Origin of the sequence: Nocardia sp. NPDC050175 (assembly GCF_044459885.1) — a bacterium.
GTDB lineage: Bacteria > Actinomycetota > Actinomycetes > Mycobacteriales > Mycobacteriaceae > Nocardia.
Window position 1 is genome coordinate 414025 of record NZ_JBITJI010000002.1, and the last position, 22399, is coordinate 436423.

Genomic DNA, 22399 nt, shown 5'->3' on the forward strand with positions numbered 1-22399 from the left:
GCATTGGCAAAGCAAGCAGTTGCTTGGTAGGTTAGCACGGTGGCACTCGAAATCGATCTGGCCGACCGCATCGTTCTGGTGACCGGCGGCGTCCGTGGCGTGGGTGCCGGGGTGAGCAGGGCGTTCCTCGCCGCGGGCGCGACGGTGATCGCCTGCGCCCGGCGGCCGGGCGACGCACCGATCGAGGCCGACGGCCGCGCCATCGAATTCCTGCCCTGTGATATTCGCGACTCCGACGCGGTGCGCGGACTGATCGATGCGGTCATCGAACGGCACGGTCGCCTCGACCACCTGGTCAACAACGCGGGTGGCGCCCCGTTCGCGCTGGCCGCCACCGCGAGCAAGAACTTCCACGCCAAGATCGTCGAGCTGAATCTGCTTGCGCCGCTGCTGGTTTCCCAGGCCGCGAACGCGGTGATGCAGCAGCAGCCGGACGGCGGCTCGATCGTCAACATCTCCAGCGTCAGCGGCCACCGGCCGTCCCCGGGCACCGCCGCCTACGGCGCGGCCAAGGCGGGGATGGACAGCCTGACCGCGTCGCTCGCCGTCGAATGGGCGCCCAAGGTGCGGGTCAACTCGCTCGTCGTCGGCCCGGTGGTCACCGAGCAGAGCCAGCTGCACTACGGCGACCAGGCCGGCATCGACGCGGTGGGGCAGACCATCCCGCTCGGCCGGATGGCCGAGCCGGACGACGTCGGCCGCTGCGCCGTCTTCCTCGCCTCCCCGCTGGCCGGCTACGTCAGCGGGGCCGCCCTGCTGGTGCACGGCGGCGGCGAGCGCCCCGCCTTCCTGGCCGCGTCCACCGCGGCCAGCGGTCAGCAGTCCTGAAAACACCGGACACCCACGAAGAGGACACAGGTATGGACACCGAGCAGATCTGCGCAGGCCGCACCGTCATCGTCACCGGCGCTGGCCGCGGCATCGGACGCGCACACGCGCTCGCCTTCGCCGCCGCCGGAGCGCGCGTAGTGGTCAACGATCTCGGCTCGGCGCTGGACGGCGCCGCGACCGGCGAGACTCCTGCCGAGCAGGTCGTCGCGGAGATCGTGGCGCTCGGTGGCGAGGCCGTAGCGAACGGTGACGATGTCGCGGATTGGCAAGGCGGCCAACGGCTTATCCGCCAAGCGGTGGACACCTTCGGTGGACTGGACGTGCTGGTCAACAACGCAGGCTTCGTCCGCGACCGGATGCTGGTCAACCTCGGCGAGGACGAGTGGGACGCGGTGATCCGGGTCCACCTCAAGGGCCACTTCGTCACCATGCGGCATGCGATCGAATACTGGCGCGGGGAGTCGAAAGCGGGTCGTCCGGTCGACGGCCGGATCATCAACACCAGCTCCGGCGCCGGTCTGCAGGGCAGCGTCGGTCAGGGCAACTATGGCGCGGCCAAGGCAGGCATCGCGGGACTCACCCTGACGGCGTCCGCGGAGTTCGCCCGCTACGGAGTGACTGTGAATTCCATCGCACCTGCGGCCCGGACGCGGATGACCGAAACCGTGTTTGCCGAGACGATGGCGCGACCGGAAGACGGCTTCGACGCGATGGCTCCGGAGAACATTTCGCCGCTGGTCGTCTGGCTCGGCAGCGCGCAATCCGCGGCGGTCACCGGACGCATGTTCGAGGTCGAGGGCGGGAAAGTGGCCCTGGCCGACGGGTGGCGGCACGGCGTCGCGGTCGATCGCGGCGCCAGGTGGTCGCCTGCCGAACTTGGCCCGGTAGTAGCTGACCTGATTGCCAAGGGGATGCCGCCCGAAGCAGTGTACGGGGCCTGATCAGGCTTCTGACCTTCTTCCTGCGCACCTACCGATAGGGGTTTACTATGGCCCCCATCCGTTAAAAGTCCCGTGTGAGAGTCGCGACCGGGTGAGATCTGCGCTTTATGAATGAGGGGAAGGTCCGGCGCATGGCCATTGGTCGCACGTTCCGTGTGGTCGCGGTAGCTGGGATTGTGGCCGGCTTTGCGCTACTCGGCCCGGTGGCGGCCGAAGCACAGCCCTCGGAACGCTGTCCAGGGTGCGCTGCAGACCCCGCTCCGCCGCCCTATGACACCGGAGATCCCTGGTACCCACTGTCGGTGCCCGGTCAGCCCACAGATGTCAGTGCGGTGCCGACCAATCCCGCGATCGGTTCGGGCTCTGCTGCCGGATCCGCCGCTGCCGGTTCTGCCGCGGCCGGTGGATCTGCCGCAGGCGGTTCCGCGGCCGCCGGTGGATCGGCTGCGGCAGGCGCCGCTGGTTCGGCCGGACTCGGCGCAGTGCTCGGTACCGGTTCCGCCGGACTCGGCTTGACGCTCGGTTCCGGGTCGGCCGGACTCGGCATAGTCCTCGGCACTGGTTCCGGCGCGCTCGGTGTCACGGGTTCCGCCGGCGTCGGTGCGCTGGCAACGGGCTCCGCCGCAGTGGGTTCAGCCGGAATCGGTGTCGGCGCAACAGGTTCCGCCGCAGTGGGTTCCGCAGGTGTTGGTTCGGCCGGTGTCGGTTCCGCAGGTGTCGGCTCGGCCGGAGTCGGTTCCGCGGGCGTCGGTTCGGCCGCAACCGGTTCTGCCGCAGTGGGTTCCGCCGCTGTCGGCTCGGCGGCCGTCGGCTCCGCCGCCCCGCTGCTGCTGCTTTTGATCCCGATCCCCGCGCCGCCCGCTCCTCCCGCGGCTCCGCCGATCGCGGTCCCGCCGGTGCCCTCCCCGGTGATACCGGCCATCCCGGCGTTGCCGGTACTCCTGCCCGCGCCCGCCGCGGCTCCGGCGGCGGTGCCACCTCCGCCTCCGCCTGCCCCGCCCGCTCCGGTGCAGGCGGCCCCCGTCAAGCCCAACCCTGACGTGCGTCCGACAAGCGCCAACGACGGGCTCCCCAAACCCAAACTGCTGTCGGTGATCGGCGGCCTGCTCGCCCTCGGGTTGGCCGGAGCCGGTTCCGGCGCAGTGAGTTTCCAGGGTGCCTCGGCCGCGCAGGCCCGAGTCGACGCCGCCCGTGCCATGTTCTTCCCGAGGCCGTGAGGGGTGCTGGCATGAGTGAGCGAAGCGAACGAATCATGACGCAGCGTGCCTCGCGCATGCCGGAACCGAGCGCCAGCGAGGTGCAGGCATGAGTGAAAGCAAAACGCAAAGCAGCTCACGGTCTTACCGCCGAGTCGCGGCAGCGGTGGATGCGGTGTGTGCTGTCGCGGCTGACTCCGATGCCACCACCCTCGACGAGGTGGTGCTCGCCATCGCGAGCGAGCGGCATCGCGAAATCGAAATCGCCAGTGCGGAATTGGGGCCAGGAGTGTGCGGGCAGCGCAGGCTCTACCCCGATCGCGACGTGATCGTGCTAGCCCAGTCACTGCCGAGCCGGGAGCACACCTTGGCACATGAGTTGGGGCACATCGTGTTCAACCACGAGGGCGCGCCCGCGCCCGAGGTGACCCTGGAAGCCAGCGACGATCTGATCGCCTACATGCTCAGCCAGCGGGCACACCAGCAGATCGTCGACGACGGCGCCGACGAGCTCGCCGAGTGGGAGGCCGAGACCTTTGCCGCCATGCTGATGACCCGTCTCCGCGTGTTCAACAGCCGTGGCGCAGGCGTCTCGGTCCTTCGATTCGATGAGGCGTTGGGATGACCCTCTGGTTGACGGCTCTGCTGGTTTGGATGGCGGCAGGTGCCCGGGTGGGGCGCGTGCTGGTCAAGCCGGCCACCACGGCCCGGGTGGCCATCGTGGTGGCGGTGGCCGCCGTCGCGCTGGCCGCCACCGTCGCGGTCCCCGAGATCGCGGTGGCCATCGACAATCTGCGCCCGCACGGCGTGCACGCGGGCTGGCTGTCCGACGGTGTGGTGGTGTCGTCCTGGATCGCCTTCGTCACGGCCACCTCGGTGGTCGCCTCGGCCGCCTGGCCGGTGGTCTCCCGGCAGAACCTGCGTCAGGTCGCCATGGTGATCTACAGCATCGGTCTGGTGGCGGTGGCCGCGGCGATCGCGTGGTCGTTCACCTTCGGCTGGGAGGTCGTCGCGTTCGGCGCGGTGTTCATCGTCATCACCGGCCTGCGCAACCTCGACTGGACCACGCTCGGTCGCGGTATCGCGATCTACACCACCGGATCCGCGGTCGTCGCGGTGCTCGCGGTGCTGGAAATTCGGCGAGCGTTCACCGACGCGCCACCGGTGCCGCCGGGCCTGCCGAACTGGGCGTGGCAGGCGTGGGAAATCGCGAGCCTGCTCGTCGCGTTCGGCGCGGTGTGGATCGTGGTGGAGCTGTGGGTGCGCGCGCGGGTGCTGCTGCGCCAGATTCGGCTGCTGCACCGCATCATGATCGGTCGCTTCCCCGAGGTGGTCGCGCACGACCAGACCGGCACGTCGACTCAGTTGAAGGCGTCCGATCAAGTGGCGCAGATCATGGACGCCCTGTATCTGCAGTCGGGCGGTGGCGTGGTGCTCGCGGCGGTGCCGCCGCCGCCACGGTCGGTGGTCGAGCGCGCGGACACCGTGGCGCAGTGGGCGAGAAACCCTTTGGGCGATGTGGCGGTCGACGCGCGGTGGATTGCTCCGCCGGAGGGGATTAGTCCGCGCGGCTGGGTCCAGGCGATCGCCAGGGCGTATGACGCGACATCGCTGGAGCACGTCCGAAATTGAGGTCGAAGGGCTCTGGCGCGTATTCAACGCACTAGTGCGTGCTGCGAGATGAGCGTCCGGGACAGTAGTCCCGGATACGGTTGAGTCGAAATCAGTTGTCCGGGGAAAACTTGCGCGTGCGCTAGTTCCAAGTTTGTCGAATGTGCTTGCATCCGGCGGTGATCGGGACATCGTCAGCGGCCTTGACGGGGCACGCCCCTATTTCTCCGGGCAGCCCTGTCCCGCTCTCCGTATTGGACGCACACATAACACAGCACAGTGCGACCCAGAGGGTCGCACTGTGCTTGTCGTGCAAGCGAACCTATTCGGTGCCATCCGGAGGAATTTCGGGCAAGCCTTCACTTGCCCGCAACTTCTCCGCCATGGAGGTGAGTAGGTTCTGAGATTCTTCGGACAGGTCGAACGCTCTACTCGACAGCCGTCGCAGTCCGTAGCCCTGCAGCTGGGACAGCAACTCCAGATCATGATCGATCTTGGCGGCATAGATGTCGTTGAAGAAGTAGTCCGGCTTGACCTTGAAGAACTTCGCCAGGGCGGCCACCGTCTCATCGGACGGGTTCGTCCGTTGTCCCGACCGCAACTGCGACAGGTACGGTTTCGAGATCGGATGTCCGGAGGCCGTCAGCGCAGCCGCAACCTCCGCGTTGGTGTGCGGCTTACGCCCCGGGGGATGCACGGTTTCGAACAGCTTGTTCAGCCGCGCCGCGAAATCAGCCATTGTGAGCCGCCCAATTCCCTTCGCTGTACTAACAGTCGTTATCTCGGATACGTATCATTGATATTAGCGGCTCAGTAACTGAAAACCTACGCCTGATTCCGGATTTCCTTGAAGCTTCTAGGTGCTGCTCCGGCGAAGGCACTGGGACCGTCGCGTTTGCGGGTCACCCCAACGGCTCTCGAGAAGCCGAGGTACGGACCGGTTCTGGCCCGTCGCGGAGGTCTTCCCCGATACGGTCCTGATAGCGGAAAGATAGCTGACGTCTCATCTAGTTGCAAGTCGAAGACATCATGTGGCGTACGACACGTTTCCGGGCCTGGGGGATGAACGTTCAACAATCCCGTTTCCAGGGGTTGAAGGCCTTAAATCCGTTCGATGATGGTCCCTGTCGCCAATGCGCCACCGGCACACATCAGCACCATGGCGGTGCTGCGGCCGGTTCGCTCCAGCTCGTGCAAAGCCGTTGTGATGAGCCGGGATCCGGTCGAGCCGACCGGATGGCCGAGCGCGATCGCGCCGCCGTTGACGTTCACCCGGTCCATGTCCGGCTGGTGCACCGAGGCCCACGACAACGCCACGGAGGCGAACGCCTCATTGATTTCGAACAGATCGATGTCGGAGATGGTCATACCCGATCGCTCCAACAGCCGCGAGCAGGCCTGAACCGGGCCGTCGAGATGGAACTCCGGCTCCGCGCCGACGAGCGCCTGGGTGACGATCCGCGCCCGCGGCCGCAATCCGGCTCGCTGCGCGGCCTTTTCGTCCATCAGTAGTACTGCGGCGGCGCCGTCGGAGATCTGCGACGAGCTGCCCGCGGTGTGAATGCCACCCTCCAGCACCGGCTTCAGCTTTGCCAGCCCCTCGGCGGTCGTCTCGCGCAGGCCTTGATCGCGTGACACGTCCAGCTTTTCGCCCGTCAGATTTCCTTCCTTGTCGACAGCGGGCGCGGAGACGGTCAGCACCTCGCGATCGAACCGGCCCTCGGCCCAGGCCTGTCCGGCCAGGCGCTGCGAGCGGGCGCCGAACTCGTCGACGTCGGCGCGAGTGATGCCGCGCCGCTTGGCAATCCGCTCGGCCGCCTCGAACTGATTCGGCAGGTCGATGTTCCAGGACGCGGGCCTGCGCGGCCCGGCGTGCTCGCCGACGTTGGCGCCCAGCGGAACTCGGCTCATCGCCTCGATGCCGCAGGCGACGCCGATATCGATGGCGCCGGTCGCGATGAGACCGGCGATGAGGTGATTGGCCTGCTGCGCCGAGCCGCACTGCGCGTCGATGGTGGTCGCGCCGACCTGCCAGGGCAAGCCGGCGTGCAGCCAGGCGACCCGGGTCACGTTGTTGGACTGCTCGCCCGCCTGGGTGACGCAGCCGCCGATGACCTGCTCGACCAGTGCCGGATCCAGGTGCGCGCGCTCGAGCAGTCCGCGCTGGGCCAGGCCGAGCAGCTCGCTGGCGTGCAGGCCGGCCAGCCAGCCGCCGCGCTTGCCGATGGGGGTGCGAGCGGCCTCGATGATGACGGGTGTGCCCATGTCCAACCTTTCGTTCGATACAGAAACTGAAACGAGTTCCGGTAGATAGGAGGCGGTTCTGTCCGGTTTCTTCCCTGATCCGGCCGCCTATGCTTCAATGATTATAGAACGTGTTTCAGTTTGTCGAAGGAGACATCTGGTGGTAGACCCTCGGAATGTCCGGCCGAATCTGCCGGACGGATTCGACGTCACAGACCCCGACATTTACGCCGACCGGATCCCGGTCGAGGAATTCGCCGAGCTGCGCCGCACCGCCCCGGTCTGGTGGAATCCGCAGCCGGTCGAGGTCAGTGGCTTCCATGACGAGGGCTTCTGGGTGGTCAGCAAGCACGCCGACGTCAAAGAGGTGTCGCGGCGCGGCGAGGTGTTCTCCACCTTCGAGAACACCGCCATCCCGCGCTTCAACGACGACATCACCCGCGAGCAGATCGAACTGCAGCGGTTCATCCTGCTCAACAAGGACGCTCCGGAACACACGAAGCTGCGCAAGATCATCTCGCGCGGCTTCACCCCGCGCGCGATCAACGGTCTGCGCGAGCGACTTTCGGCGCGCGCCCACGAGATCGTCCAGGCCGCAGCCGAATCCGGCTCCGGTGACTTCGTCGCCAAGGTCGCGTGCGAGCTGCCGCTGCAGGCGATCGCGGAGCTGATCGGCATCCCGGATGAGGACCGGATGAAGGTCTTCACCTGGTCGAACGAGATGACCGGCTACGACGACCCCGACATCGACGTCGACCCGGTCGCCTCGTCCGCCGAAATCCTTGGCTACGCCTATCAAATGGCGGCCGACCGCAAGGCCTGTCCGGCCGACGACATCGTCACCAAGCTGGTCGAGGCCGACGTGGACGGTGATCAGCTGACGCCGGAGGAGTTCGGCTTCTTCGTGATCCTGCTCGCGGTGGCGGGCAACGAGACAACACGCAACGCGATCACCCACGGCATGATGGCCTTCCTGGACAACCCGGATCAATGGGAGTTGTTCAAGAAGGAGCGTCCGGCGACCGCCGTGGACGAGATCATTCGATGGGCCTCGCCGATCATCTCGTTCCAGCGGACCGCGCTGGAGGACACCGAACTCGGTGGGGTGCAGATCAAGAAGGGGCAGCGGCTGGTGATGCTGTACCGGTCGGCCAACTTCGACGACGAGGTGTTCGAGAACCCGGAGCAGTTCGACATCATGCGAAAGGACAACCCGCACGTGTCCTTCGGCGGTACCGGCGCGCACTTCTGCGTCGGCGCGAACCTGGCTCGGCTGGAGGTCGACCTGATCTTCAACGCCATCGCCGATCACCTGCCGGATATCACCAAGATCGGTGACGCGCGGCGGCTGCGGTCCGGTTGGCTCAACGGCATCAAGGAATTCCCGGTCGATTTCAAGACCTGCCCCGTCGCGCACTGACGCCTGCGGGTACCGACGAAAAAGGGCCCTCGCACCGGTAGTCCCCACTCCGGTGCGAGGGCCCTTCGCCCGTTGGTTCAGCTGATCTTCGTCGCCGTCGCCATGGCCCGGTCGACTTCCCAAAAGGCCCGCAGCGCAGCGATTTTGCCGTCGCCATCGACCCGGTAGGTGAAGACGCCGTCGGCGTCGATCTGATGACCGCCGAGCGTGCTGCGGATGGTCCCGGTGAACGCGATCTCGTTCCCGCAGGCGAACGAGTCGCCGAACAGGAACTCGATCAACTCGGTCTGCGCGATCGCCTTGTCCCAGAACGCCGCGATCGCCGCCTTGCCGCGGTGGCCCTTGCCCTCGGGGTCGAAACCCGAAGGGCCGATGGGGTCTTCGACGATGCCGTCCTCGGCGAACAGCGCGACCCACGCGTCCTTGTCCCTGGCCCGCACCGCGGCCTGCGAGGCGAGCCCGGCGGTCCGGGCCGGGTGGTCGGCGGTTGTCGTCATGCCTCCACCTCGCTGGCGCTCGGCTCCGGCATGCCGACCAGGGTCGCTGTGTTTGACGGCGCGCTTCGCTCGCATGCCGATACCTCCGCGACGATCGGGTCTTCGATGTTCGCCGCGGCGAAGCGCCGCAGCGAGTCCTGTTTGGCGGCGAGTTCGCCGTCGAAGCCGATGCCGTCGAAGAGCCAGGGGACCACGATCGCGTCGGTGACACCCGCGTTCGCCAGGTCTTGATAGCCCGAACGGCCGAACCGATCGACGCACACCGCCTGGATCTCGAACGGCACCTCGCCGCGGCCGAATTCGGCGCGCAGCGCGTCGAGCTTGCCGATGGTGCCGCACAGTTCGTCGTAGGTCATCATGGCCGAGGTCCAGCCGTCACCCACCCGGGCGGCGCGCCGCAGTGCCGCCTCGGTGTGCCCGCCGATGTAGAACGGCACCGGTTCGGTCGGCGCGGGGCTGACCTGCAGTTGGTCGAAATCGAAGAAGTCGCCGTGGAATTCGACCATGCCGCCGCCGAGGACCAGTTTGATGACCTCGATCATCTCGTCCACCCTGGCGCCGCGCCGCGCGTAGGGCACCCCGCACCACTCGAATTCCTCCGGCGCCCAGCCGATCCCGACGCCGAAGCCGAAGCGGTTGCCGGAAAGGTTCGCCACCGAGCCGACCTGGCGGGCCAGCAGCAGCGGACTGCGCGAACCGAGCTTGAGCACGTTGGTGTAGAACCGTATCCGGCTGGTCACCGCCGCCATGGCGGTCGCCCCGATGAGCGGATCTACCCACGGCGTCTCCGGGCCCCAGAACCGGCTGCCGTCGGCGGTATACGGGTACTTGGCCGCCGCCGACTTCATGTAGAACAGCGAGTCTGGCAGCGCGATCGACGAGAACCCGCACTCCTCAGCGGTTTTCGCCAGCTCGGGCAGCTGTTCCAGTGGGCTCAGCGCGATGCCGAGGCTGAACTGCAGCGGGCTCATGGCTTCTCCGACCCAACGACCCACATCGAGAAGTACTGGGACCCACCGCCATACGCGTGGCCGAGCGCCTTGCGGGCACCGTCGACCTGGCAGGCACCGGCCCGGCCCATGACCTGCTTGGCCGCCTCGGCGAACCGGATGAGTCCGGAGGCGCCGATCGGATTGGAGGAGAGCACGCCGCCGGACGGGTTGACCGGCAGAATGCCGCCGATCTCGGTTTCGCCCTTGTCGGTGAGTTTCCAGCCGTCACCCTGCGGCACGAAGCCGAGGTTTTCCAGCCACATCGGCTCGAACCAGGAGAACGGCACGTAGATCTCGGCCACGTCGATCTCGTTGAGCGGGTCGGTGATGCCCGCGGCCTTCCACAGCGCGGCGGCCGCGTCCTGCCCGGCCTGCGGGTTGACCTGATCGCGGCCGGCGAAGGTGGTCGGCTCGGTGCGCATCGCGGTGCCGTGCACCCACGCGACCTTCTTGCCGGTGGCCTCGACCGCGGTCGCCGCCTCTTCGTCGCCGATCACCACGGCGCACGCGCCGTCGGAGGACGGGCAGGTCTCGTCGAAACGGATGGGGTCCCACAGCATTTGCGAGGCCAGCACCGACTCCAGGGTGATATCAGGCTGTTTCAGGTGAGCGAGGGGGTTCTTGGCGCCGTTGCGGCGATCCTTGACCGCGACCATCGCGCCGATATGGCTCGGTGCGTTCGAGCGCCGGATGTAGGAGCGCACGTGCGGGGCGAAGTAGCCGCCCGCGCCCGCGCCGACCGGCATGGTGAACGGCACCGGAATCGACAACGCCCACATGGCATTCGACTCCGACTGCTTCTCCCAGGCGATCGCGAGCACCCGCTTGTGCACGCCCGCCTGCACCAGATTGGCGGCGACCACGCCGGTGGAGCCGCCGACCGAACCGGCCGTATGCACCCGTAGCAGCGGTTTTCCGGTGGCGCCCAACGCATCCGCCAGATACAGCTCGGGCATCATGACGCCCTCGAACAGGTCCGGCGCCTTGCCGACGACCACCGCGTCGATGTCGGCGATGGTGAGACCGGCGTCGTCGAGCGCACGATCGATGGCTTCGCGGCACATGCCCGCCATCGATACATCGGTTCTTTTCGTCACGTGATGGGTTTGTCCGGTGCCGAGCACCGCGGCCGGGAAACTCATCGGCTCGCCTCCGAATCAAGAACTGTCACAAGGTTTTGCTGCAGTGCGGGCCCGCTGGTCGCATGGGCGAGCGCGCGATTCGCGGAACCGCCCATGATCGCTTTGGCCGCGAAGCCGATTCGTTCCAGCCCGGCGGCGAACATCGGATTCGCGGCGAGCGCGCCGCCCGACGGATTCACCTTCGTGCCGTTCTTCAGGCCGATCGCCTCGGCCAGGATCAGCTGCTGATGACTGAACGGCGCGTGCAACTCGGCGATGTCGAAGTTGGTATCGCCGCCGGTAACCGCTTGTGCCGCAGCCGAAGTGGAGGGAGAGACGGTGAGATCGCGGGCGCCGAGCATCGGGGTGTCCACCCGATGCGCCATCCCGGTGATCCACGCGGGACGCTCGCAGAGTTCGCGGGCCCGGTCGCCGATCGCGAGCACGATGGCGGCAGCGCCGTCGGTGATCGGGGCGACGTCGTGGGCGCGCAGCGGATCGGCGATATACGGTGCGCCGAGCAGACTTTCGACATCACCGCCGTCGCCAGCGGCAACCGCGGCCATGTCGCGTTCGGTCCAGCGGCCCGCGTCGAGCCCGGCCCTGGCCTGCAAGCCTGCGATGGACCACGCGTCCGGCCACAGCGGCGTCACCAGGTACGGATCGAGCTGCATGGTGAGCACCTGGCGCAGCGTGCCCGCCGACGACTTGCCGAAGCCGTACACCAGCGCGGTCTTCGCCTGTCCCGAGCGCAGTTTCACCCACGCCTCGTACAGCGCCCAGGCCGCGTCCATCTCCACGTGCGACTCGTTGATCGGCGGCACCGCGCCGATTGCGTCGATCGCGGAGATGAACGAAAAAGCGCGTCCGGCAAGGTAATCCGAGGAGCCGGAGCACCAGAAGTCGATGTCGGACTTGGTGATGCCGAGCTGGCCGTAGAGCTGCTGGAAGCAGGGCACCAGCATCTCCACACCGTTGGTGGTGCCGAAGGTTTCCGGCACGTGCGGTGCGTGGGCGAAACCCACGACCGCGATGTCGGTGGCGTTGTCAGTCAACGTTCGCCTCTCAGAGGTGGTGCTTGTAGGTGTCGTACTCGGCATCGGGCTCGCCGGTGGGGCGGAAATGGTCCACGTTCTCCAGCCCGAAGCCCCACTCCTCGCGCGGCTTCCACACGGCCTTCACCTGCATGCCCATCCGCACTTCGCTTGCCTCGCAACCGAGTACGAGGTGCAGCACCGGGATGTCCGCGCCGTCCAGCAGCACGTAGGCCGCGACGTACGGCGGCTTGATCCGCTGACCGAGGAACGGCACGTTCACGATGCAGAACGTGGTGACCGTGCCGTGGTCGGGCAGCTCGACGACCTGATCGGTGGGTCTGCCGTCGGTCGGGTTGGCGCCGCGCGGCGGGAAGTACACCTTGCCCGCGGCGTCGGTGCGGCCACCGAGCAGCTTGCCTTCGGCCAGTCCGCGCAGGTAGACGGTCTCCTGCGGGGAGGCGGTGTGGTTGTAGCTGAGATCGACCGGTGTGGTGATGATGGTGACCGGGTCACCGTCGGCCGCGGCTTCGGCTGGTGCGTCGGACGTTTCGCCAGGCACGAAGCAGGCGATGTCGTGGATGCTGCCGGTGGTCTCGGCTGCCCACCTGACGGTCACCCGCTGACCGGTCTGAATGTCGTCGGGCGTGGCGACGTCGACGGCGTGCAGCAGCGCGGTGTCCGCGCCGTCCAGCCGGATCAGCGCCCATGCGAACGGCCGGTCGAAGGGCTGGCCGGGCAGCGGCTCGCGCACCCAGGTCCACGATTCGACAGTGCCGGTGTCGGCGACATCGACGAATTCGGTGAGCGCCTCGGCGGTCACCGGATCGTATTCCGGCGGTGGCACCAGCACCCGCCCGTCCGAGCCGCGCACGCCGACGAGCTTGCGGGCGCGCAGGTTGGTCAGAAAGTTGCCGATCGTCGGTCCCACGGACCGGGTGTAGTCGAATCGCACCCGAAGGGGCGCGCTGAGCACATCGGGTGCGGTGTTCAATTCCGACCCTCTCTCATCCGCGATTATGCCGGATGCAGTATTCCCCTGAGTCACAATGTCGAGTAGAACAGGTTCTTATTCTGCTGGCAAGCAGTTGTCTCGGAAAGGGTGTTCCATGAAGTTCGGACTGCAACTCGGGTACTGGATGGCGCAGCCGCCGCAGCATGCGGGGGAGTTGGTGGTCGCGGCCGAGGAGGCCGGGTTCGATGCGGTGTTCGCGGCGGAATCGTGGGGATCGGACGCGTTCGGCCCGCTGACCTGGTGGGGATCGTCGACCGAGCGGGTGCGGCTCGGCACGTCAGTGGTGCAGATGTCGGCCCGTACGCCCGCCGCGACCGCCATGCACGCGCTCACGCTGGATCATCTCAGCGGCGGCCGGGCGATCCTCGGGCTCGGGGTGTCCGGGCCGCAGGTGGTGGAGGGCTGGTACGGGCAGCCGTTCGCCAAGCCTTTGCAGCGCACCCGCGAATACGTCGGGATCATCCGGCGCATCCTCGAGCGGCAAGGGCCGGTCACCAACGACGGGCCGAATTACCCGCTGCCCTACCTCGGGCCGGGTTCGACCGGACTCGGTAAGCCGCTCAAGCCGATCGTGCATCCGCTACGTGCGGATTTGCCGATCTGGCTCGGCGCGGAAGGCCCGAAGAATGTGGCGCTGACCGCGGAGATCGCGGACGGGTGGCTGGCGATCTACTACGCGCCGCGGCTGGCGAACATGTACAACGACTGGCTGGACGAGGGTTTCGCCAGGGCGGGCGCGCGGCGCTCGCGCGAGGATTTCGAGATTGCCGCCAGCTGTCAGGTGGTGATCACCGACGATCCGGCGAGCGAGCTCGAGAAGATGCGCTGGATCATGTCGCTCTACATCGGCGGCATGGGTGCGCCGGAACAGAATTTCCATGCGCAGGTCTATCGGCGGATGGGCTACGAGCGGGAGGTCGACGAGATCGGCAGGCTGTTCCTGTCCGGCAAGAAGGCCGAGGCGGCGGCCGTGGTGCCAGACGAAATGATTCTGGACACCGCGATCATCGGCGACGAGGAGCATGTCCGTAAGCAACTCGGGGTCTGGTCGGCGGCCGGTGTCACCATGATGTTGGTGTCGGCTCCCGATGTCGAGCAATTACGTCGGCTCGCACCCCTTGTCGATATGTAGAACACGTTCTAGATTCAATAGGGTGAATGCCTCACCCACCCCGTCGGCTACGCCTCCTAACCATCCCCCAGGGCAGGAGCCAGTAAAAATTCTCGGTCTCTGGAACATCGCCGAAGCCGAACCCGATCGGATCGCCATGGTCGATCCGGCGGGCCGGGAGGTGACGTATCGCGAATTGGCCACGCTGGCCGACCGTTACGCCACCGGCCTGCGCGGGCTCGGCCTGGAAACCGGCGATGTGCTGGTGAGCATGGTGCACAACTGCGTCGAGGCGATCGCCGCCTACTTCGCGGCGTACCAGGCCGGGCTGTACATCGTCGCGGTGAACTGGCACCTCACCGGCCCCGAGGTCGCCTACATCCTGCAGGACAGCGAGGCCAAGGCGTTCCTGGTCAGCGATCGTTTCGCCGCCACCGGGAAGGCCGCCGCCGACGAGGCGAAACTGCCTGCCGCGGCGCGCTTTTCGGTGGGCGAGATCGAGGGCTTCAAGTCGGTGGCCTGGCTGGGCGCCGCGGATACCGGGCGACCGGCCGACCGCAGCACCGGCGCGCCGATGCTCTACACCTCCGGAACCACCGGGCGGCCCAAGGGCGTTCGGCGTCCGCTCACCGGCGCGGACCCGGATGTCGTTCCGCCGCATACCGGCGCGTTCTTCAGCCTGTTCGAGCTGGCGCCGTACGACGATCACGTGCACATCTGCGGCTCGCCGCTCTATCACACCGCGGTGCTGAACTTCGCGACCATCTCGATTCAGCTGGGGCACAAGCTCGTACTGATGGATCGGTGGGAAGCCGAGGAGATGTTGCGGCTGATCGACAAGTACCGGGTGACGCACAGTCACATGGTGCCGACCCAGTTCCATCGGCTGCTCGCGCTGCCCGAGGCGGTGCGCGCCAAGTACGACGTGTCCTCGTTGCGCAGCATGGTGCACGGTGCCGCGCCGTGTCCGCAGGAGACCAAGCGGAAGATGCTCGAGTGGTGGGGACCGACCGTCACCGAGTACTACGCGGCCACCGAGGGCGGCGGCACGGTGATCAACGGGACCGAGTGGCTGCGCAAGCCCGGCTCGGTCGGCAAGCCGTGGCCGTGGTCGGTGATCAAGGTGCTCAGCGAGGAGGACGGCACCGAGGTGCCCGCGAATGAGCCCGGCCTGGTCTACATGCGCATGGGCGCTTCGAGTTTCGAGTATCACCACGACAAGGCCAAGACCGAGGATTCCCGCGTCGGCGACCTGTTCACCGTCGGCGACATCGGCCACCTCGACGAGGACGGCTACCTCTACCTGCACGACCGCCGCTCCGACCTGATCCTGTCCGGCGGCGTGAACATCTACCCGGCCGAGATCGAAAACGTACTGATCACCCACCCGAAGGTCGCCGACGTAGCGGTCTTCGGTATCCCGCACCCGGATTGGGGCGCTGAAGTGAAGGCCGTGGTGCAGCCTGCGGAGGGCATCGAAGGCAGCGACGAACTCACCGCCGACCTACTCGCCTTCGCCGCAACGCAATTAGCGAAGTACAAGATGCCGAAGTCGGTGGACTACCTGGCCGAGCTACCCCGCGACCCCAACGGCAAGCTCTACAAGCGCAAACTCCGCGAGCGCTACGTCCCCGCGTCGTAACCACCCATCGAGTCGAGTCATATGGTCGCTAAACGATCTTCAACAGCAACCATTTGACTCGCCTCGATGACACCCAACGACCCTTTGACTCGCCTCGATTTCCCCAGCATCTTTCAACCGGACCACAGCCAGTCCTCACGCTGGAACCCACACGCTGCCCATCACAGGCTGCGGAAGAGAAGGTCGGGTACCCCACCTGACGTGCTCAGCACTACTCCGGTCATCCGATGAACCAGTCGAAAACCTCGCAGACAGCACACCACCGGAGATCTCTCCGTACACGATCTCGGACCAGTACACGCAGAGACCCTCGGAATAGTGCACCTATCCGGGCAAGTGCTTCTCAGGACTCCAGAGGTGGACAGTCCAGAGAAGCTGAAGACCTATCCACATTTTCCCGTGAGTAGTGCTGGGCGCGTCGTGTGCCGTACCCGGCTTTAGGTGCACGTCAGGTGCGCGGTGTCGCGTTGGTGAGGTGGTCATCTGGCTGTGGTTGCGTGACAAGCGCTTTGGACAAGAGCGGGTGGTCGGCGGCGGTTTCGATGCTCGATCAGACCCGTCAGGTGCTCGGTGAGCCGGTGTCTCCAGGATCTGCACTCTGTCTCGGGATCGGCACTCGGAATAGGGCCCTAAAGCCAGTGCCGATCCCGAGTGAGAGTGCGGATTCTGTAGTCAGAGTGGCGAGTGCGGGGTCGCACAGCGTTTGCGCGAGGTGCGCTTCCTCTGTACGGGGTGCGCGACGTCGGGTGATCAATCAGCCTGCGAAGTAACCCCTCCAACCGGTACACCCAAGATCTGCACTCTCACTCGGGATCGGCACTCGGAATAGGACCCTAAAGCCAGTGCCGATCCCGAGAGAGTGCGCAGATTCTGGGTTCGGCTTGGTGGGGTGGGGTGCTGGGCGCTCGGGGCGGGGTGTGTTCCCGGTTCGATTGCGGATCAGCACTCTTTCTCGGCATTCGCCCCAGTGCAGGTCACGAGAGAGTCCGCAGATTCCGGTTTCGGCTTGGTGGGGTGGGGCGCTGGGCACTCGGGGCGGGGTGTGTTCCCGGTTCGATTGCGGATCCGCACTCTTTCTCGGAATTCGCCCCAGTGCAGGTCCCGAGAGAGTGCGCAGATTCTGGGTTCGGCTTGGTGGGGTGGGTGCTGGGCACTCGTGGCGGGGTGTGTTCCCGGTTTCGAGCACCGATCGGCACCCTTTCTCGGCATCCGCCCGGCAGTAGGGCCCTAATTCTCGGAATCCGCCCGGCAGTAAGGCCCTAATCCGGGTGTGCGATCCCGATAGAGGGTGCCGATTCCGCTGCTCGCGTGGGGGATTGGAAGGTGCTCACCCGTTGTTTAACCTGCACACCCGGTATAGCGGGTGTGCAGGTTAAACAACGGGTGAGCCGTTCAGCGCAGGCCGTGCTGTACCCGGATTCACCATAGATCCGCACTCTCACTCGGGATCTGCACTCGGAATAGGGCCCTACAGTCAGTGCAGATCCCGAGTGAGAGTGCAGATTTGCAGAGTGGGTGCGGCTGTTTGCCGCCTAGGGGTGGCGCGGTTGCGCCGCCAGGATTCGCACCCCTCTGAGCACCCCAAAGGGGTGCGAATCCCGAAAGCGACTGCAACTCCTCAGAAACGACCTGCCCACTCGTTCTTGCAAACCTCTCGGCGGGGGCGGGGGCGGGGGCGGGGCGGGCTCAGACCGGTTCGCGCAGTTCCGGCGGCAGGCCGAAGAGTGGGAACAGTTTCTCGGTGTCGAGGAAGAAGCACATGCCGGAGATGGCGTCGGCGTCGAGCTCGAGGACGATGACCGACCACGGGATCCACACACCCGGCTCGTCGCCGGGCTTGTACTGGCCGAAGGCCGGTTCGCCGTTGGCGCCTTCCAGTCGGATCATGCGGGAGTCGCGGCAGGCGTTGCCGTGGCCCAGCATGAATGCGGCCACGTTCGCCGGGCCGGAGACCCAGAATTCGAGCGGCGGCATGGACAGGGAGACGTCGGTTTTGAGCAGTGTGGTGAGGGCGTCCATGTCGTACGCCTCGAACGCCTTGACGAAGTTGTCGATCAGCTTGCGCTGATCCTCGTTCGATTCGTCGTAGGTGTCGGTGGCGGCGGGCTGCACCTTCGACATGGTGGCGCGAGCGCGTTGCAGCGCGCTGTTGACCGACGCGGGGGACATGGTGAGGGCCTCGGCGGTCTCGTTGGCGGAGAAACGCAGCACCTCCCGCATGATCAGGATCGCGCGCTGGGTGGCGGGCAGGTGCTGACAGGCCGCGACGAAGGCCAGGCGCAGGGTGTCCTTGGCCGAGGCATGGTCGGCCGGATCGGCGCCGAAGGCCAGGGCGTTCGGGATCGGCTCGATCCAGACGTAATCCGGCTGTGGCGCGGGTAGCGGTGAATCCGGTCGCGACGGTCCGGACAGGTCCATCGGCCTGGCGCGCCGCTGCGGTCCGTCGAGCATGTCGAGGCAGACGTTGGTGGTGATCCGATACAGCCAGGAGCGCAGGCTCGCGCGTCCCTCGAAGGAGTCGTAGGACTTCCACGCGCGGGTGAAGGTCTCCTGGACGGCGTCCTCGGCCTCGAAGGAGGAGCCGAGCATGCGGTAGGCGTAAGCGCACAATTCCCGGCGGTGCTTCTCGAAGGATTCGAGCACGTCGGGAGCGAGGCCGGCGGACGAGCCGGACAAGTCGTTCATGGGTGTCACCCTGCCACAGCCCACCGACACATCCCAGACCCAAAAGCCCGCCACCAGCGCGATCAAGATCATCGCCGGGCTCGCCGCAGTGCGGCCTGTCACATCGTGTGGGCGAGCGATGAGTTCGGCAGCCGGGGTTCGTCCTTATTTGTGCGCAACTAAACAGGCGGACTACGAAAAGGTGCCGACATGACCAGCCGGATGATTTTCCTCAACCTACCCGTCGCCGAGCTGAACCGGTCGAAGGATTTCTACGAGGCGCTCGGCTGGAAGGTCAACCAGGAATTCTGCGACGACAACGCGGCCTGCATCGTAATCGATGACAACATCTGCCTGATGCTGCTGACCAGACAGTTCTTCACCACCTTCAGTAAGCGCCGGGTCGCGGACACCGCCGAGAAGATCGGTGCCAGTTACAGTTTGGCGCTGACCAGCGTCGCGGAGGTGGACGCGCTCGCGGCCGCAGCACTGGCCGCCGGCGGCACCGAGGAGATCAGCGAGGCCAAGCGGGCGCAGGAGGAGCAGGTCGGCATGTACAGCCGCACCTTCCTCGACCCGGACGGTCACCAGTGGGAGCCGTTCTGGATGGACTACCCGGGCTGTTGAGCCCGGCGAGGGGTCGCCCCCGGTACCGAATGGTCCCGGGGGCGTTGCTTTCTCAGCTGCCGGTGAAGGTCGGCTTACGCTTCTCCGCGAAGGCCTTCGGGCCCTCCTTGGCGTCGGTCGAGCGGAAGACGGCGGTGCCGAGCTTCGCGTCGATCTGGAACGCCTCTTCCTCGTGCATGCCCTCGGTGTCGCGGATGGTGCGCAGGATGGCCTGCACGGCGAGCGGACCGTTGGCGGCGACCAGTGCGGCGAGTTCGAGTGCCTTGTCGAGCGCGCTGCCGTCGGGCACCACGTGGCCGATCAGCCCGATCTCCTTGGCCTCGGCGGCGGTGACGTGCCTGCCGGTCAGCAGGATGTCGGCGGCGACGGTGTACGGAATCTGACGGACCAGCCGCACCGCGGACCCGCCGAGCGGGAACAGCCCCCAACGCGCCTCGGACACACCGAATTTCGCGCTTTCGCCGGCCACCCGGATGTCGGTGCCCTGCAGGATCTCGGTGCCGCCCGCGATGGCCGGGCCCTCGACCGCGGCGATCAGCGGTTTGGTGAGCCTGCGGCCCTTGAGCAGTGCCTCGATCTTGGACAGATCCCAGCCGCCGCCCGCGAACGAATCGCCGGGGTGCTGAGTGGTCATCGCCTTGAGGTCCGCGCCCGCGCAGAACGCGCCACCCGCGCCGGTCAGGATGGCCACCCGGATGTCCGGATCGCTGTCCACCTGGTCCCAGGCGTCGCGCATGATCGCCATCATCTCCGCCGACAGCGCGTTGCGCGCCTCGGGGCGATTCATCGTCACGATGAGGACATGGTCGCGTTTCTCGACGAGGCAATGTGGCATTAGCGAATCTCCTGACCTTCGAGCCGATCGTTTCGAGCGACCTGCGAGCAGTCGCTACGGCCTTGCCAGGAACGGTAACACGTTCTATTTTTAGCCTTGTGAGCTACAACATAGCGGACCTTGTCGAACACTCCATCGACCTGATGCCCGACCGCGTCGCGCTCGCTGACGACGGCCGCGAGGTGACCTACGCACAGCTGGAGGAGCGCGCCAACAAGTTGGCTCACTACCTGCTCGAACACGGTGTGAAACCGGGCGACAAGGTGGGCATCTACTCGCGTAACACGATCGAGGCCGTCGAGGCGATGGTCGCGGTGTTCAAGGCGCGGGCAGTGATGATCAACGTGAACTTCCGATACGTCGAGAACGAGTTGCAATATATCTTCGACAATTCGGACATGGTCGCGTTGATCCACGAGCGCCGCTACACCGATCGGGTGGCCGGGGTCCGGCCGAATACGCCGCTGCTGCAGACGGTGCTCGTCGTCGACGACGATACGACCGGCACGGTCGCGACCGCAGCGGATTCGGTCGAATACGAGGCGGCGCTGGCGGCCTCCTCGGGCGAGCGGGACTTCGGCGAGCGTTCCCCTGACGACGTCTTCATGCTCTACACCGGCGGCACCACCGGGCTGCCGAAGGGCGTGATGTGGCGGCACGAGGACTGGTGGCGGGTGCTCGGCGGCGGCATCAACTTCATCACCGGTGAGCCCATCGAGGACGAATGGCAGCAGTCCAAGGTCGGTGCGGCCAACAATCCGAGCATGGTCCGGTTCCCGATTCCGCCGATGATCCACGGCGGCTCGCAGACGGCCACCTTCCACAGTCTGTTCGACGGTGGTAAAGCGGTGATGCTGCCCGAGTTCAGTGGGCACGGGGTGTGGCAGGCGATCGACCGGCACAAGATCAACCTGATCTTCATCACCGGCGACGCGATGGCGCGGCCGATGCTGGACGCGCTGATCGAGGGCAATCCGGAAACCGGTCAGCCCTATGACCTTTCGAGCCTGTACGTGATGGCCAGCAGCGCGGCGCTGTTCTCGCCCGCGATCAAGGACCAGTTCCTCGAGCTGCTGCCCAACCGGATGATCTCCGATTCGATCGGCTCCTCGGAGACGGGATTCGGTGGTATCTCGATCGTGGCCAAGGGCGTCAACCACACCGGTGGGCCGCGGGTGAAGATCGATGGCTCCACCGAGGTGCTCGACGAAGCAGGCAATCCCGTCCGGCCCGGCTCGGGTGAGGTCGGCATTCTGGCTCGCCGCGGGCACATTCCGCTCGGCTACTACAAGGACGAGGCGAAGACCGCCGCAACGTTCAAGGAGTACAACGGGATTCGCTACGCCATCCCCGGCGACTACGCCAGGGTGGAAGAAGACGGCACGGTCACCATGCTCGGGCGCGGCTCGGTCAGCATCAACAGCGGCGGCGAGAAGATCTACCCCGAAGAGGTCGAAGGCGCGCTCAAGACCCACCCGGAGATCTTCGACGCCCTGGTAGTCGGCATCGACGACGAACGCTGGGGCCAGCGCGTCGTCGCGGTGGTGCAATGCCGTGGCGAAAACCGCCCGACCATCGATGATCTGCGCCCTTTCCTCACCAAGGAGATCGCGCCCTACAAGCTGCCCCGCAGCCTGTGGTTCGTCGACGAGATCAAACGCTCCCCGGCGGGCAAGCCCGACTATCGTTGGGCCAAATCGCAAACCGAGGAGCGCGCCGCCGACGAGCACGCCGAGGCGAGCCGCAAGTAGGACCATCGGAAACAGGGGGAGATCGAAAGTGGTTGTCCGTTACGGGTACTTCGAGGCAACCGCGCGCGGCTTCGAGCCGTTGCCGTTCGCCGCGAGCGCCTGGTCGCCCACGATGATCAATGGACCCGCGGTCTGCGGACTGATGGCCAGAGCGCTGGAACAGCAGCATTGTTCGGCAGGCTTCATGCCCGCCAGACTGACCGTTGATCTGTTCCGGCCCACTCTGGCCAAACCGCTGACCGTGGTGACGGAGCTGGTTCGCGAAGGTCGGCGGATCCGCGTCGCCGATGCCGCGCTGATGCAGGACGGCGTGGACGTCGCCAGGGCGACGGTCGTCTTTCTCAAGCGATCGGTCCAGCCGCCGGGGCAGTTGTGGACGCGGGCGGAGGTCCCGCAGCCGCCGTCGGTGCCGGTCGCCACGGAACCCACCCGTCCGCTGTGGGGCAGTGATGCCCATGCCGAAGGTTGGTCCGGCGAGATCGGTGAGCACCAGAACGACAGTCGAAAGCGCATGTGGCAGGTGCCGTTGTGCGTGGTCGAGGGTGAGACGCCCTCGCCCTTCGTCGGTGCCGTGGTGATCGGCGAGGCGACGAGCCTGATGACCAATTGGGGCAGTGCCGGGATCGGCTTCATCAACACGGATATGACCCTGGCGCTGGCCCGGCAGCCGGTGGGGTCCGAGGTCGGCGTGGAGGCCGACAGCCACATCAGCGCGGACGGTGTCGCGGTCGGCAGCGCGACGCTGTTCGACCGAACCGGATCCTTCGGCACCTGCGTGGTGACCGCGCTGTCGAATGCGCAGCGCCAGGTCGACTTCACCAACGATGACTTCCACTCGGCGAAAGCCAGTATCCAGTAGCCGCTTTC

20 protein-coding genes and 1 pseudogene are annotated in these 22399 nt (G+C 66.5%); 12 read left to right on the forward strand and 9 right to left on the reverse strand.

Going from position 1 to position 22399, the window contains the following annotated elements; translation table 11 throughout:
• Positions 1 to 39: 39 nt before the first annotated feature.
• The 5 genes from ACIBK2_RS07505 (at position 40) to ACIBK2_RS07525 (ending at position 4600) form a co-directional block, all read left to right on the forward strand.
• Positions 40 to 828 carry an SDR family oxidoreductase gene (locus ACIBK2_RS07505; RefSeq protein WP_396964735.1) on the forward strand — a complete coding sequence of 263 codons (789 nt, stop codon included), beginning with the start codon at positions 40 to 42 and terminating at the stop codon, positions 826 to 828.
• 32 nt (positions 829 to 860) lie between these two features.
• On the forward strand, positions 861 to 1772 hold the full coding sequence (locus tag ACIBK2_RS07510) for an SDR family oxidoreductase (protein ID WP_396964737.1): 912 nt from the start codon (positions 861 to 863) through the stop codon (positions 1770 to 1772).
• A 131-nt stretch (positions 1773 to 1903) separates the two neighbouring features.
• A complete protein-coding gene (locus ACIBK2_RS07515; protein WP_396964739.1) occupies positions 1904 to 2989 on the forward strand; it encodes a hypothetical protein in 1086 nt (361 codons plus the stop codon).
• A gap of 88 nt (positions 2990 to 3077) precedes the next feature.
• Positions 3078 to 3593 (forward strand): ImmA/IrrE family metallo-endopeptidase, encoded by a 516-nt coding sequence (locus ACIBK2_RS07520; protein ID WP_357379662.1) that lies wholly within the window; start codon positions 3078 to 3080, stop codon positions 3591 to 3593.
• Positions 3590 to 4600, forward strand: coding sequence for a hypothetical protein (locus tag ACIBK2_RS07525; RefSeq protein WP_396964742.1), 1011 nt, complete (start codon positions 3590 to 3592; stop codon positions 4598 to 4600). The genes ACIBK2_RS07520 and ACIBK2_RS07525 overlap by 4 nt, the downstream gene beginning before the upstream one ends.
• Before the next feature lie 301 nt (positions 4601 to 4901).
• On the opposite strand, the gene ACIBK2_RS07530 is transcribed toward ACIBK2_RS07525, so the two are convergent.
• Positions 4902 to 5318, reverse strand: a complete 417-nt coding sequence (locus tag ACIBK2_RS07530; RefSeq protein ID WP_011207048.1) for a helix-turn-helix domain-containing protein — start codon at positions 5316 to 5318, stop codon at positions 4902 to 4904.
• 362 nt (positions 5319 to 5680) lie between these two features.
• Positions 5681 to 6844 carry a steroid 3-ketoacyl-CoA thiolase gene (locus ACIBK2_RS07535; RefSeq protein WP_396964744.1) on the reverse strand — a complete coding sequence of 388 codons (1164 nt, stop codon included), beginning with the start codon at positions 6842 to 6844 and terminating at the stop codon, positions 5681 to 5683.
• Between the two features lie 97 nt (positions 6845 to 6941).
• Here ACIBK2_RS07535 and ACIBK2_RS07540 point away from each other — a divergent pair, with 97 nt between their 5' ends.
• Positions 6942 to 8243, forward strand: a complete 1302-nt coding sequence (locus tag ACIBK2_RS07540) for a cytochrome P450 (RefSeq protein WP_396964746.1) — start codon at positions 6942 to 6944, stop codon at positions 8241 to 8243.
• A gap of 77 nt (positions 8244 to 8320) precedes the next feature.
• Here the strand turns inward: ACIBK2_RS07540 and ACIBK2_RS07545 are convergent, their stop codons facing one another.
• From ACIBK2_RS07545 to ACIBK2_RS07565, 5 genes and pseudogenes are all read right to left on the reverse strand, one after another.
• Positions 8321 to 8740 (reverse strand): nuclear transport factor 2 family protein, encoded by a 420-nt coding sequence (locus ACIBK2_RS07545; protein ID WP_396964748.1) that lies wholly within the window; start codon positions 8738 to 8740, stop codon positions 8321 to 8323.
• A 116-nt stretch (positions 8741 to 8856) separates the two neighbouring features.
• A pseudogene (locus ACIBK2_RS07550) lies at positions 8857 to 9702 on the reverse strand (TIGR03619 family F420-dependent LLM class oxidoreductase); the annotation flags it as partial.
• Positions 9703 to 9707: 5 nt separating this feature from the next.
• Positions 9708 to 10874 carry a thiolase domain-containing protein gene (locus tag ACIBK2_RS07555; RefSeq protein WP_396964750.1) on the reverse strand — a complete coding sequence of 389 codons (1167 nt, stop codon included), beginning with the start codon at positions 10872 to 10874 and terminating at the stop codon, positions 9708 to 9710.
• Entirely contained in the window at positions 10871 to 11953 is a 1083-nt protein-coding gene (locus tag ACIBK2_RS07560) for a thiolase domain-containing protein (protein WP_396964752.1), read from the reverse strand. The genes ACIBK2_RS07555 and ACIBK2_RS07560 overlap by 4 nt, the downstream gene beginning before the upstream one ends.
• Positions 11919 to 12881 (reverse strand): Zn-ribbon domain-containing OB-fold protein, encoded by a 963-nt coding sequence (locus ACIBK2_RS07565; protein WP_396964754.1) that lies wholly within the window; start codon positions 12879 to 12881, stop codon positions 11919 to 11921. Before ACIBK2_RS07565 ends, ACIBK2_RS07560 begins: the two co-directional genes overlap by 35 nt.
• Positions 12882 to 12996: 115 nt before the next feature.
• On the opposite strand from ACIBK2_RS07565, the gene ACIBK2_RS07570 reads away from it, so the two are divergent.
• From ACIBK2_RS07570 to ACIBK2_RS07580, 3 genes are all read left to right on the forward strand, one after another.
• Positions 12997 to 14034: an LLM class F420-dependent oxidoreductase gene (locus tag ACIBK2_RS07570; RefSeq protein ID WP_396964756.1), complete on the forward strand. Its 1038-nt coding sequence runs from the start codon at positions 12997 to 12999 to the stop codon at positions 14032 to 14034.
• Between the two features lie 22 nt (positions 14035 to 14056).
• Positions 14057 to 15655: an acyl-CoA synthetase gene (locus ACIBK2_RS07575; RefSeq protein ID WP_396964758.1), complete on the forward strand. Its 1599-nt coding sequence runs from the start codon at positions 14057 to 14059 to the stop codon at positions 15653 to 15655.
• A 542-nt stretch (positions 15656 to 16197) separates the two neighbouring features.
• On the forward strand, positions 16198 to 16425 hold the full coding sequence (locus ACIBK2_RS07580; protein WP_396964760.1) for an RCC1-like domain-containing protein: 228 nt from the start codon (positions 16198 to 16200) through the stop codon (positions 16423 to 16425).
• Positions 16426 to 17341: 916 nt separating this feature from the next.
• Here ACIBK2_RS07580 and ACIBK2_RS07585 read toward each other — a convergent pair.
• Positions 17342 to 18340 carry a sigma-70 family RNA polymerase sigma factor gene (locus ACIBK2_RS07585; protein ID WP_396964762.1) on the reverse strand — a complete coding sequence of 333 codons (999 nt, stop codon included), beginning with the start codon at positions 18338 to 18340 and terminating at the stop codon, positions 17342 to 17344.
• A 189-nt stretch (positions 18341 to 18529) separates the two neighbouring features.
• Here ACIBK2_RS07585 and ACIBK2_RS07590 point away from each other — a divergent pair, with 189 nt between their 5' ends.
• Positions 18530 to 18946 (forward strand): VOC family protein, encoded by a 417-nt coding sequence (locus ACIBK2_RS07590; protein WP_396964764.1) that lies wholly within the window; start codon positions 18530 to 18532, stop codon positions 18944 to 18946.
• A 52-nt stretch (positions 18947 to 18998) separates the two neighbouring features.
• Here the strand turns inward: ACIBK2_RS07590 and ACIBK2_RS07595 are convergent, their stop codons facing one another.
• Positions 18999 to 19781 (reverse strand): crotonase/enoyl-CoA hydratase family protein, encoded by a 783-nt coding sequence (locus tag ACIBK2_RS07595; RefSeq protein WP_396964766.1) that lies wholly within the window; start codon positions 19779 to 19781, stop codon positions 18999 to 19001.
• Positions 19782 to 19879: 98 nt separating this feature from the next.
• On the opposite strand from ACIBK2_RS07595, the gene ACIBK2_RS07600 reads away from it, so the two are divergent.
• Complete coding sequence (locus ACIBK2_RS07600; protein ID WP_396965862.1) at positions 19880 to 21532, forward strand: acyl-CoA synthetase; 1653 nt, start codon at positions 19880 to 19882, stop codon at positions 21530 to 21532.
• Positions 21533 to 21560: 28 nt separating this feature from the next.
• Positions 21561 to 22391 (forward strand): thioesterase family protein, encoded by an 831-nt coding sequence (locus ACIBK2_RS07605; RefSeq protein ID WP_396964768.1) that lies wholly within the window; start codon positions 21561 to 21563, stop codon positions 22389 to 22391.
• Positions 22392 to 22399 lie beyond the last annotated feature (8 nt).

Coding starts and splice junctions, on each gene's coding strand:
- ACIBK2_RS07510 (WP_396964737.1), top strand. CDS start 861: ATGGACACCGAGCAGATCTGCGCAGGCCGCACCGTCATCGTCACCGGC.
- ACIBK2_RS07515 (WP_396964739.1), top strand. CDS start 1,904: ATGGCCATTGGTCGCACGTTCCGTGTGGTCGCGGTAGCTGGGATTGTG.
- ACIBK2_RS07520 (WP_357379662.1), top strand. CDS start 3,078: ATGAGTGAAAGCAAAACGCAAAGCAGCTCACGGTCTTACCGCCGAGTC.
- ACIBK2_RS07525 (WP_396964742.1), top strand. CDS start 3,590: ATGACCCTCTGGTTGACGGCTCTGCTGGTTTGGATGGCGGCAGGTGCC.
- ACIBK2_RS07530 (WP_011207048.1), bottom strand. CDS start 5,318: ATGGCTGATTTCGCGGCGCGGCTGAACAAGCTGTTCGAAACCGTGCAT.
- ACIBK2_RS07535 (WP_396964744.1), bottom strand. CDS start 6,844: ATGGGCACACCCGTCATCATCGAGGCCGCTCGCACCCCCATCGGCAAG.
- ACIBK2_RS07540 (WP_396964746.1), top strand. CDS start 6,942: ATGATTATAGAACGTGTTTCAGTTTGTCGAAGGAGACATCTGGTGGTA.
- ACIBK2_RS07545 (WP_396964748.1), bottom strand. CDS start 8,740: ATGACGACAACCGCCGACCACCCGGCCCGGACCGCCGGGCTCGCCTCG.
- ACIBK2_RS07555 (WP_396964750.1), bottom strand. CDS start 10,874: ATGAGTTTCCCGGCCGCGGTGCTCGGCACCGGACAAACCCATCACGTG.
- ACIBK2_RS07560 (WP_396964752.1), bottom strand. CDS start 11,953: ATGCCGAGTACGACACCTACAAGCACCACCTCTGAGAGGCGAACGTTG.
- ACIBK2_RS07570 (WP_396964756.1), top strand. CDS start 12,997: ATGAAGTTCGGACTGCAACTCGGGTACTGGATGGCGCAGCCGCCGCAG.
- ACIBK2_RS07580 (WP_396964760.1), top strand. CDS start 16,198: ATGCTCGATCAGACCCGTCAGGTGCTCGGTGAGCCGGTGTCTCCAGGA.
- ACIBK2_RS07585 (WP_396964762.1), bottom strand. CDS start 18,340: ATGAACGACTTGTCCGGCTCGTCCGCCGGCCTCGCTCCCGACGTGCTC.
- ACIBK2_RS07590 (WP_396964764.1), top strand. CDS start 18,530: ATGACCAGCCGGATGATTTTCCTCAACCTACCCGTCGCCGAGCTGAAC.
- ACIBK2_RS07595 (WP_396964766.1), bottom strand. CDS start 19,781: ATGCCACATTGCCTCGTCGAGAAACGCGACCATGTCCTCATCGTGACG.